Source organism: Sphingobacterium sp. UBA6320, from assembly GCF_002440335.1.
GTDB lineage: Bacteria > Bacteroidota > Bacteroidia > Sphingobacteriales > Sphingobacteriaceae > Sphingobacterium.
On sequence record NZ_DJTA01000016.1, the window covers coordinates 30272 to 42652 of the forward strand.

6 protein-coding genes are annotated in these 12381 nt (G+C 36.2%); all 6 read left to right on the top strand.

Features of this window, described 5'->3' with window-relative positions; genetic code table 11:
- Positions 1-123 precede the first annotated feature (123 nt).
- The 6 genes from B3P23_RS09615 (at position 124) to B3P23_RS09640 (ending at position 12375) form a co-directional block, all read left to right on the top strand.
- The gene (locus B3P23_RS09615; protein WP_293925524.1) at positions 124-2496 is read left to right on the top strand and encodes an ABC transporter permease; all 2373 of its coding nucleotides are present in this window, start codon (positions 124-126) and stop codon (positions 2494-2496) included.
- Between the two features lie 122 nt (positions 2497-2618).
- A complete protein-coding gene (locus B3P23_RS09620) occupies positions 2619-5021 on the top strand; it encodes an ABC transporter permease (protein WP_293925525.1) in 2403 nt (800 codons plus the stop codon).
- Between the two features lie 31 nt (positions 5022-5052).
- Positions 5053-7437, top strand: coding sequence for an ABC transporter permease (locus tag B3P23_RS09625; RefSeq protein WP_293925526.1), 2385 nt, complete (start codon positions 5053-5055; stop codon positions 7435-7437).
- Positions 7438-7486: 49 nt separating this feature from the next.
- Positions 7487-8587 (top strand): ABC transporter permease, encoded by a 1101-nt coding sequence (locus B3P23_RS09630; protein ID WP_293925527.1) that lies wholly within the window; start codon positions 7487-7489, stop codon positions 8585-8587.
- A 159-nt stretch (positions 8588-8746) separates the two neighbouring features.
- Positions 8747-9850 carry an ABC transporter permease gene (locus B3P23_RS09635; protein WP_293925528.1) on the top strand — a complete coding sequence of 368 codons (1104 nt, stop codon included), beginning with the start codon at positions 8747-8749 and terminating at the stop codon, positions 9848-9850.
- A gap of 164 nt (positions 9851-10014) precedes the next feature.
- Positions 10015-12375, top strand: coding sequence for an ABC transporter permease (locus B3P23_RS09640; protein WP_293925529.1), 2361 nt, complete (start codon positions 10015-10017; stop codon positions 12373-12375).
- Positions 12376-12381 lie beyond the last annotated feature (6 nt).

The window sequence follows — 12381 nt, forward strand, 5'->3', positions numbered from 1 at the left end:
ACATAGATGCTAGCAATAACATAAAAACCTATAAATAAGTTTATTAAAATTATGGCTTAAGGATTGGCATTATAAATTTCGAAAACAAAAAACCTAAAATGCAAACTGTCGAAAACCATTATTATGATTTTTAAATATATCAAAGCTGGATGGCGTAATTTGAAAAAAAGCAAGTTTTATACTGTTATCAATATCTTAGGACTTTCGATCAGTATTGCAACTGCAATCCTGATTTTGCTATGGGTACAGGACGAAATTAGTTTTGACAAATTTCACAAAGATTATAAACAAATTTACAATGTTCATAATATTTGGAAAGGTGGTGATAAGGAGCAGATATCCAATAACACTCCGGGACCCGTTGGATTTTACGCTCAGGACGTTCCTTCTGTAGCATCCTCAGTGAGAATAGCACCAGAATATTCCGGTATTATTAGCTTAAAGGATCAAAAAGATGTTTATAGTGGCCTTTCTATAGCCTATGCTGACAGTTCATTTTTTAGTTTTTTTTCCTTTCCACTAATTCAATCCAGCAAGCCTAATATATTGACTTCTCTAGATGAAGTGGCGATTAGCGAAACACTTCAGAAAAAACTTTTTAATGGACAGGATGCAATCGGTAAGACGCTTCTCTTAGCGAAAACTCCTTTCTTGGTGACAGGCGTATTTCAGGATATACCACAAAACTCATCTTTAAGATACGATGCTATCTTTCCTATGGCTTATTTGGCTAAATCATTTACAGAAAATGGAGGTAATGGGGTGTGGAAGACGATTGATGAGGATCTTGGAAATTACTACTTTGATACTTATTTAAAGTTACGTCCTGAAACAGATCCGGAGCAAGCAATTACACAAATCAATAATAGATTTATTCAGGCACGTGAAGGCAATACCAACACAACTTTTAAACTTGGATCATTTGCTGATAAACATTTAATTGCTCCTGACGGGAACAAATCGGCTTTACGCATGGTGCAGATATTTGCTGTAGTAGCTTTGCTCTTACTTTTTATTGGCGCCATCAACTATGTGAATCTTTCCACTGCAAGAGCGATGGATCGTGCTAAAGAAGTCAGTATCCGAAAGATTGTGGGCGCAAGCCGTCAACAGCTGTTCTTTCAATTTATGGCAGAAACTTTTCTGACATTTACCTTAGCCACTTTTGTGGCGGCGATCTGGGTAGGATTATCATTTTCGGCATATAACAGTATTTCTGGTAAATCAATGGTATTTGATATCCATAATCCAGCATTGTGGATTTTAATTGGATCTGCCCTGCTGTTGACGGTATTATTGTCGAGCATATATCCTTCCATACAACTGTCATCTTTTAAACCCATAGCGGCATTGAAAGGCAAATCGTCCAAACCAAAAAATAGTATTTTTAGAAAAGGTCTGGTTGTATTTCAATACACCATATCCATCATACTGATTATCTGCACCTTGGTCATTCAAAAACAGATGAAATACATCCGTAATTATGATTTAGGATATGATACGTCATATATTTTCACGGTTCAGCTTAATGAAGGTTCTGTAGAAAATAAATCTACAGTGGAAACCAAACTTGCTGCCGATCCTGCTATTGTTTCTTACTCCATCAACGGTTTATATGATCCGATGAGTTATGGTAATGCTACTGGGGATATCGATTGGCCGAGCCGTCCAAAAGATTATTCTCTTATTGTTGGACGTGCTACTATCGACAAAAATTTTATTCCTTTAATGGGTATGAAATTCGTGGAGGGGGGTAATATCAAGGGTACTCCTTCGGACTCTTCAAGTTATATCATCAATGAAACTATGGCGAAACAAATGGGTTTGAAAAAGCCCTATCTGGGCGCTCAAATGTCGTTACATGAGGTTCCTGGAACAGTCGTAGGTGTGGTCAAGGATTTCAATTTCAATAATCTAAAAAACCCGATAGGTCCAATGGTGTTTTGGACACACCGGTTTGCGGGTACTCTATATGTGAAGACGACAGCCTTAAATGCACAAAAAGCAATTGAGAAAGTTAAAGCGATCTATGATAGTTATCCTTCGGAAAAACCGTTCGAATACACATTTTTAGATAGCAAATTTGATCAGTTATATAAGTCTGATTTACGTACCGGTCTTCTTTTTAACATATTTGCTTCGATCGCTATTTTTGTTTCTTCTCTTGGACTCCTCGCTTTAGCGACCAATTCAGCACAAACTAAAGTCAAAGAAATTGGTATCCGAAAAGTTCTAGGAGCAAGTATTGCACAAATCGTTAAGCTATTGGGTAGAGAATTTGTGGGATTATTAGGTATTGCCATTCTCATAGCTGGGCCACTCGCATGGTATTTCTCAAACGAATGGTTGGCTAATTTCAGTTTCAAAACAGAATTGAGTCTCTGGATCTTTTTAGTTGGAGCAAGTATCGCTTTATTAATCGCAGGAATGACAATTGGCTATCAGGCTATCCGTGCTGCGAAGGTAAATGTGATCGATAGTTTACGTGATGAGTGATCATCGTTTAATTAGTGGTGTTTAGGTGTTAAGTAAAGATCAAGGTCGTCGATTTCAGAAGTCGACGGCTTTGTCTGTTAAGTAAAAAGAATATTGTACAATGATTGACAATCGAAAAAATTATGATAAAGAATTATATCAAAACAGCTTGGCGAAGTATTAAGAATCATCAATTTTTCAGCATTCTCAATATCATTGGATTAGCAATTGGTATCTGCACTGCCGTTTTATTATTTGCTTATGTTCAACAAGAATTGAGCTATGATTCTATGTTCAAGAAGGGCAAAAACATTTACCGTGTGTATATGCAGACTTCTCCAGAATATAATCAGGAAAAATGGATTGCTTTACCAAATGCCGTAGGTCCTGCTGTAAAAGAGGATTTATCGGGCGTACAACAAATGACACGTTTGGTGAAAAATGATTTTGGCGCCCCTGCTTCTATCCGCGCAGGAGATCATAATTTTATTGAGAAAAATTTATACCTAGCAGATTCTTCTCTTTTCTCCATGTTTGATTTTCAGTTTATTGAGGGAAATCAAGAGACGGTATTTCATCAACCTAAAAGTATTGCGATATCTCAATCTACCAAGGAAAAAATGTTTGGAAGCCAATCTGCTTTAAATCAAATGATTTGTGTAAATCAAAGAGATACATTTCAAGTGAGTGCTGTATATCTAGACTTGCCAAAAAATAGCACAATTGATTGTGAGATGATTTCTAATATCATGGACTCTTGGATGGGTAAAAATGTATATTGGAGTAACGCGAGTTATGAAACCTATATTCACTTGAAAGATGGTACAGATCCTCGTAATATTGCCCAACAGGCTACGAAGTTGATCGATAAGTATGGTGAAAAAGATAACCGTTTTTTTACAGCATTTTTTTTACAGCCCTTATCAAAAGTGCATCTATATTCATCAGATCTAAAAACTGGACCAACTACGCGTACTGGAGATATTCAAACGATCAGAACCCTCTCTGTCCTCGCTTTCTTGATTATTATAATTGCCTGTGTGAATTATATGAATTTAGCAACTGCTAAATCTCAAAAAAACAGTAAGGAAGTGGGCATCAATAAGGTTTTAGGGGCTAGTCGAAAACAAATCATCATTCGATTTTATATTGAAACCGCAACCATCAGCCTAATTGCAATGGCGATCGGAATATTTTTAGCCATTTTATTATTACCACTATTCAATGCCATCAGTCAAAACGATATTGCTATTTCTCAAATACTCAATTGGCAAAATGTAAGCCCTGTGTTTATAGCTTGGTTAAGTATTACCTTGATAGCTGGAAGTTATCCTGCTCTCTATCTGTCCCAAATTAAATCCATTACTTTAATGAAAAAAGGTGATAATAATGGAACAAAAAAAGTATTAACAAGACAGCTATTGGTTCTGTTTCAATTTGCGACATCTATTACCCTCATCATTGGCATCATCATTATGCTTTTGCAAATGAACTTTGTCAAAAATAAAGATTTGGGTTATCAGCCTCAAAGTGTGTTATCGATCCCTATTCGATCCATAAAAGGTTTGGATAAAATCAATGCACTTAGCCATGCGATAGGAAATATTCCTGCTACTAAATCTTCCACTTACGCACAATCCATTCCAGGTTATAATGAAAGTGGTAAGACCGTATATAAATTTCTAACGGACAAACAGGGCTTACCTACACAAACAGCCGTTACATTCGGACCAATTATTGAAACACTAGGCTTGCAGTTATTAGCTGGTTCAGATTTACCGAGTATTATCGGTAAACCAGATTCGACTTGTTACGTGTTGATAAATGAAGTAATTCTTCATTTTTTAGGATATCGAACACCTGAAGAAGCTATTGGGAAACCCATCATCACAGAAATGAGTGCTACAAATTCCATTATCAGAGGAGTTGTAAGAGATTTCAATTATTCAAATTTAAAATCATCAATAGGTGGCTACACCTATTACACGATGAATAAATCACCTGAATCTCCGAGAAATTTACTCATTCGATATCAAGCAGGAGATCTGCAGGCGTATTTGTTGGAACTCAAAAAAGCGTATTCTTCTATTGCTCCAGAAGCTGCATTCGATTTCACTTTCTTAGATCAATATATCCAAAGTCAATATGAGCATGAAACACGTTCTTCTAAAGTTATGACCGTATTTTCCATGTTGACATTGTTTATTGCTTGTCTTGGTCTTTTAGGTTTAGCGGCATATACTGCAGAACTCCGGAGTAAGGAAATCGGAATACGGAAAGTACTAGGTGCAAGTACGATAGGAATTTTAAACTTGCTTTCATCAAGCTATCTAAAAATCATTTTATTGGCATTTTTAATTGCTAGTCCTATTGCTTATTATCTTTTTAATAATTGGCTTAATGATTTCATCTATCGTATTGAAATGCCCATATGGGCATTTGTAACCGCTTTATTTACGGTTATAATCATGGCACTGATGACCATTGGCTATCAAACATTAAAAGCTGCTTTTGGAAACCCCATTAAAAGTCTAAGAGATGAGTAATCATATTGACTAACCTGTTACAATCAAAAAAATGATGATAAAGAATTATATCAAAATCGCATGGCGGAGTATTTTCTCTAACAAATTTTATACGTGCATTAATATTTTAGGATTGTCTGCGGGATTAGTCGTAGGCATATTTCTGATGCTCTGGATACAAGATGAACTATCCTTTGACCGATTTCATAAAAATGAGCGCATGATTTATAAAATTGGTATTGAGGGTGGAACTGGAATAACTAAAAAAATATTTGAGAGTATCATTGCTCCTGTTGGTACTTTTGCGAAAAAAGAGATTCCAGAAGTAAAAGATGCTGTACGTATATTCAAAATCGGTGACGGCCCCATCAAGTATAAAGAAAAGACATTTATCGAAAAAAGCTTTGCTTTTGTAGACCCAAGTTATTTTTCTGTGTTTAGCTTTCCTTTAATAAAAGGCAATCAAAAGTTGCCTTTTCCGGACAACAATTCAATTGTCATCACAGCAAGTACTGCCCGTCGTTATTTTGGTAATGAAAACCCCATAGGTAAAACTTTGACGATAGGTCTAGATGAACTTTGTATGGTATCTGGTGTTATCGCAGACTATCCTGAGAATTCAAGTTTACAAATACAGGTACTTCTTCCCCTTTCGAGGTTTAATGAGCAGGCCTATGTAAAAAACAAAACCACTTATGACAACAAAACATATTTGTCATCTATGGATATGGATTGGTCTAGTTTTTCCTTTGAAACTTATCTGCTGTTAACTCCTCACGCGAACCTCACTGCTTTAACCAAAAAGTTGCAGCAGATACATGAACGCAATAAACCAGAAGATACTCCTGTACCTTATGTCGCACAACCATTGTCTAAAGTTCATTTGTACCGTATGGATGGTACTGATGGGGGTATCGGTGCTGTACATATTTTTATGGGTGTCGCGCTGATGATTATAACAATAGCGAGTATTAATTACATTAATCTTTCAACTGCACGTTCTTTAAATAGGGCCAAAGAGGTTGGGATTCGAAAAATTATTGGAGCTGGCAAAAAAGAACTTTTCTTTCAATTTATCATAGAAACTACGTTATTATTTCTTTTTGCAGTAACCATTGCAATAGCTGTTGTTTTCATGTTCTTGCCCATTTTTAATACCTTCTCTGGTAAACAAATATCTCTGGATCTATCTAATATTCATTTATGGATGTACATTTTTATCTTGCTTGTTGGAACATTAATCTTAGTTAGCATCTATCCAGCCATGCTACTATCAACTTTTGATCCGATCAAAGTCTTAAAAGGTAACCTGGGCATGAAAAAATCAAGTTCAAGAAAAGTATTGGTTGTATTACAGTTTACAGTTTCTATTGTTTTGATAACCATGACAATTGTGATTGGGCGTCAACTAGAGTTTATACGAAACAAAAATCTCGGTTACGAAAAAAAACATATCTTCACGGTTCCTATGGGATCAAAAATGGGCGAACATTTTGATGCTATCCGAAATGAATTGTTAAAAAATGGAGGCATAAATGATGTGATCCGACTTGGTCGTGATATGATCCACGGCGGTGATGCTACTGGAGATAACGATTGGGAAGGAAAACCTGCAAAGTCAAACTTATGGTTTAGTATCACCCATTCAGACCAACATACACTCGATTTCTTTAAGATAAAACTAGTAGAGGGACGAAATTTCACGGGTTCATTAGCAGACTCTACCCATTTTATCATCAATGAAACAGCTGTCAGAGAGATGGGTTTAAAAAATCCTATTGGCACTCGTTTGAGAATCAGAACTGTGCCTGGAACTATTATTGGTGTCGTGAATGATTTTAATTATGCTAGTGTACGTCAGAAGATTGAACCTATCGTCTTTAAGTTTAATCCCAAGAATTCTCGGCAGCTTTATATAAAAACGAAAGAGAATGAAACTGTTGCTGCTATAAATGCTATGGAAAAAATTTGGAAGCAATACTATAATGATATGCCTTTCACTTACAATTTTCTAGATGATAGTTATCAAAAACTATACACAAGTGAACAAAAGCAGGGTACCATATTTAATTTTTTTGCTGCCATAACCATATTAATCTCTTGCTTAGGTCTTTTAGGTTTATGTACGTACACGGCGCAGGTAAAAACAAAAGAAATTGGTATTAGAAAGGTGCTCGGCGCGACTGTTTTCCAGATTATACGGATGCTTAATAAGGAGTTTTTCATCTTAGTAATTATAGCGAATATTATTGCAGTTCCTCTTGCTTTATATTGTGCTACCGACTGGCTCCAAGGGTTTGCTTTTAGAACAACTCTACCAATATCGATATTTTTATTTTCAGGAATTCTGACATTGCTCATCACGGCACTTACTGTGAGCTTTCAATCTATTAAAGCTGCTATTATCAATCCTGCAAATAGTTTAAGAGACGAATAATTATCAAGTATCAAAAAGATTCCTACAATAAGACAATTGATTAAGAATTATGATAAAGCTATTTTTTAAAACTTCTCTACGCCATATAAAACGTAATCCATGGAACGCAACGATCAATATCATCGGTCTTGCTCTCGGTTTTACCGTTGCTTTAATCAGTACCCTCTGGATATTGAAACAGTTTTCTTTTGATAAAAACTTTCAAAACTACGATACCATTTATCAAGTCATGGTCACAGGTACTTTCAATGACGAAATGTCTACCGATCCATCGACCTCAATTCCATTGGCAAAATGGATCGAATCTGATTTTAAAGATGAAATGGAACAAGTCACTTTATCAACAGGATTGGAAAGTACCATTTTCAAAGCAGGGGATAAAAAACTAAGTGCCAGTGGCTGCTATGCTTTAGGTAAATTTTCGGAGATCTTTAGTTTTCAAACTATTGAGGGTGAGGTCTCCACTCCTACTGACGCTAATACATTCATCATATCGCAATCATTAGCTTCTCGCTTATTTGGAAGCCAAAGTGCGATTGGAAAAATCGTTCAGCTCAATGGAAAGGATCAATATCTCGTTAAAGGGGTATATGCAGATCTTCCTCAGAATAGTACTTTTTACCAATTGGACTATATTTTACCGATTGCAGATTATTTAGCAAAAAACGAAGGGATTGCTGATGGATGGAACAATTGCTACTTTAATACTTATGTGCAGGTTACCAATAGTAAGCTGATTCCTACTATTGAATCAAAATTGACTGCGGTTTTCAAAACAAAACTCACCGATATCAATCCTGAAATACTATTGCATCCTATGGAGAAATGGCATTTGTACGAGTCTTTTAAAAATGGTAAAAATAATGGTGGACAGATTCAATACGTTTGGATGATTGCATTAATCAGCTGTTTGATCCTTTCATTGGCGTGTATCAATTTTATCAACCTGAGCACTGCCAGAAGTCTAAAAAGAGGTAAAGAAGTCGGAGTACTCAAATCATTTGGCGTCAATCGAAAACAATTAATTCAAGGCTTTCTAGTAGAATCCGTTTGGTCTGTTGGTATTTCGTTTGTATTTTCAATGCTATTCACACTCCTCCTATTACCATGGATTAATAAACTTACACATGCACAGCTCGAACTTCGATAAAGTTCGCCTTTATTTTATGCTATTTCGTTTGCGGCAATCTTTGTAATCGGATTATTAGCAGGCATCTACCCTTCTATATTTTTATCCTCCTTCAACCCGACTCTTGCTCTTAAAGGAAAACTACAACTTAGCAAAGGTAGATTTCAACCACGTAAAGTCATGGTGGTAATTCAATTTGCGATCTCCATTTTTATGATGATTGCCACTTATTTGGTTATACAGCAATTGTACCATGTCAAAGAACGCCTGATCGGCTATAATAACCAAAACCTAATCAATGTGATCAGCAGCAGTCCAGAAATCAGGAAAAATTTTGAAGTTCTCAAAAGAGACTTACAAAATAAAGGACTTATTGAAGATGCAACCCTTTCTTCGAGTTTTGTGAATAGACTTGGACTATCTGGTGGTGGGTTTACATGGGAAGGTAATGATCCTATTGAGGGCTCTATATTGGGAATATGCACAGTTGATGAAAGCTTTGGCAATACGGTAGGCTGGAATTTCTTAAAAGGGCGAAACTTTTCTAAAGATTTCAAAACAGATTCGTCTGGGGTTATTATTAATGAAGCCGCTGCAAAATTTATGGGTTTGACATCGTTGAATAGCAACACATTAAGTAAACGCGGAAAGACTTATGAGATATTGGGTGTTATTGAAAACACCATTTCGGAATCTCCGTTTAAGTCGATCACGCCTACAGCGTATTTCTTGGATTTTCTTCCGAAAAACAAAATTACCATTCGCTTGAAAGATTATGAGCATCAAAGTCAAACACTTAAAGCTATTGGAGAAAAATTCATGGCAACGGATCCGAACCTTATATTTGAATATACTTTTACAGATCAAGCGTATGCCAAAGAATTTACGCAGATGGAAATGATTCGAAGTCTAACCAGTCTATTTACGTGTCTTGCAATCTTGATCTCATGCCTTGGGCTCTATGCTCTTGTTTCCTTTCTGACCGAACAGCGTGAAAAAGAAATCGGAATTCGCAAAGTATTGGGTGCTTCAGAAATTGGTCTGTGGAGACTCTTATCTACCGAATATATCTGGCTTACATTAATTGGTTTTCTCATAGCTGCACCATTAGCATACTTATTTATGGAGAAGTGGTTGGAAAATTATGTTTATCGTATCTCTATAAACTGGTCTATTTTTATCGTCACTGGGAGCATCGCTTTATTGATAACGCTAGTAACCGTAAGTTTTCAAGCAATCAAAGCTGCTTTGTCCAATCCTATAGATACACTAAGGAATGAATAAGAATATGCTTCACATGTACGCTTACGAACGCTAAGTGTTCGAAAGCGTACACTTACAGAAGACCAATACATAGATTAAGACGCTGAAAAACAGCAATTTAAAACAATGGCTTAGGTATTGAACTTTAAAAACAAAAATAAGACAACAGCCTAAAGTACAATACCATGATACGGAACAATTTCAAAATCGCTTGGAGAAATCTACTGAAAAGTAAGGGATATGCAACCATTAACATTATCGGATTAGCTATTGGAATGGCGGCTGTTTTGATGATTGCTATTTGGGTACAGAATCAATCACAATTTGACAATTTCTATAGTAACAAAGACAACTTATATCGTGTTTGGAATAAATATGAAGATGTAGGTCAAATCGGCATGAGTAATATCACTTCAGGCCCGGCATCGGTTACTTTAAAAGCTGAATACCCTGAGGTAGAGCATGCGGCACGTGTGTATTGGAATGTGGATAGATTATTATCTTTTGATGAGAATAAAATTAAGTCTAAAGGCACGGAGGTTGATCCTTCTTTTATGGAGATGTTTGATTTTAAACTTTTAAAGGGTAATCGCAGTCAAGTTCTCTCTGGTCCACAAAACATCATCTTAACAGAAAGCCTCTCCAAGAAAATATTTGGCGATACGGATCCTTTAAATAAAACCCTTATACTGGACAATAAGGAACCTTATCAAGTATCTGGAATTATTGCCGATTTGCCAAGCAATACCGATTTTGATTTTAACTATTTGATTCCCCTAACTAAGGCGGATAATTACTCTCCAAACTGGAATAAAAGTACATTCATGACCTACATCCAACTTAAAGATGGTACAGATGTGGAGGCCTTTAATAAAAAACTAAAAAATATCATTGCAAAAAAGACAAATAACGAGTTAAAAGGTTCCCTATTTTTATATCCGCTATCTAAAATGCACTTGTATTCAAAATTTGAACAGGGTGTACCAGTTGGTGGTAAAATTGATCAAGTTAAATTGGTGGCTGGTTTGGGATTTTTGATTCTATTGATCGCTTGCATCAATTTCGTTAATCTCAGCACTGCTCGTAGCCAAAAACGAGCCAAAGAAGTAGCGGTACGAAAAGTGGTGGGTGCGCAACGCAGTAGTTTAATTGCCCAATTTTTGACGGAATCGGTATTGCTTTCATTCATTGCGGGAATTCTGTCGATCGGATTAACTTTCTTGGCACTTCCTTTTTTTAATAAAATCCTAGATAAACCGTTAGTTTTCTCCATTACAGATCCAATAATCTGGGTCTCATTAGTTGGATTTATCCTGTTAACTGGAGTGTTTGCAGGCTTATACCCTGCATTTGTACTATCCTCATTTAAGCCTATAAGATCTCTCAAAGTATTTGGAAAATCTAAAAAACTAGCTTTAAATTTTCGGGAAGTATTAGTCGTATTCCAATTTGGAATTGCGCTTATCTTAATTATTGCAACCTTGATTGTCCGTAGCCAAATTGAATACGCTGGAAAACGTGATATCGGCTATTCTCCTTCGCAACTGATCGAAATTCCTATGGAAGGTGATATGACAAAAAATTATAAAGTCATTAAATCTGAATTGATCAATAAAAATATTGCGCATGCTGTAACCCGTACGGGGTGGTCGATAACCCGAAATGCGTCAAACTCAAGTGGTAATTTTTCATGGGAAGGGGCAACTCCTGAACAAGGAAAGAAAATCGTATTCAATATTGGTAAGGCAGAAAGTGATTTTGTTAAAACTCTTGGCTTAAAGGTACTGGAAGGTCGTGACATCGACTTTGAACGGTTGGCTTCCGATAGTCTATCGGTGCTGGTGAACGAGGCTGCTATCAAAGAAATGAAATTGAAAAATCCTATTGGTAGCATCCTGAAATGGGGAAGCAACACATTTACGATAGTAGGGGTCATTAATGATTACATTAATGATTCTCCCTACAGTCCTGTTACCCCTCTTCTCATTTACCCTGCTAAAGAGTGGATGTTAAATATGGTCGTTCGTACTAACCCATCTTTGCCAATAGACCATAACTTGAAACAAATGGAGGAGATACTCAAAAAATTTAATCCAGCTTATCCTTTTGAATATAAATTTGTTGATCAGCAATTTGCGACCAAGTTTAAAGAACAGCAGCAAACTGCTCAGTTGGCACTTATTTTCTCTGGATTGGCCATTTTTATATCTTGTCTAGGCTTACTTGGACTAGCGTCGTATATTGCTGAATTAAGAACAAAAGAGATCGGTATTCGTAAAGTATTGGGTGCTTCTGTAACAGGTATAACAGCTATGCTGTCGCGAGATTTTGTAAAACTGGTACTTATAGCGATTCTGCTTGCTTCACCTATTGCTTGGTGGACCATGAATAAATGGTTAGAAGATTTTTCTTACCGCATCGAAATTCAGTGGTGGATCTTTGCAGTCGCTGGTATTGCGGCATTAACGATTGCGATATTAACGGTCAGTACACAAGCGATTAGAGCTGCGAATACTAATCCTGTAAAAACATTGAGAGATGAGTAATCTAAT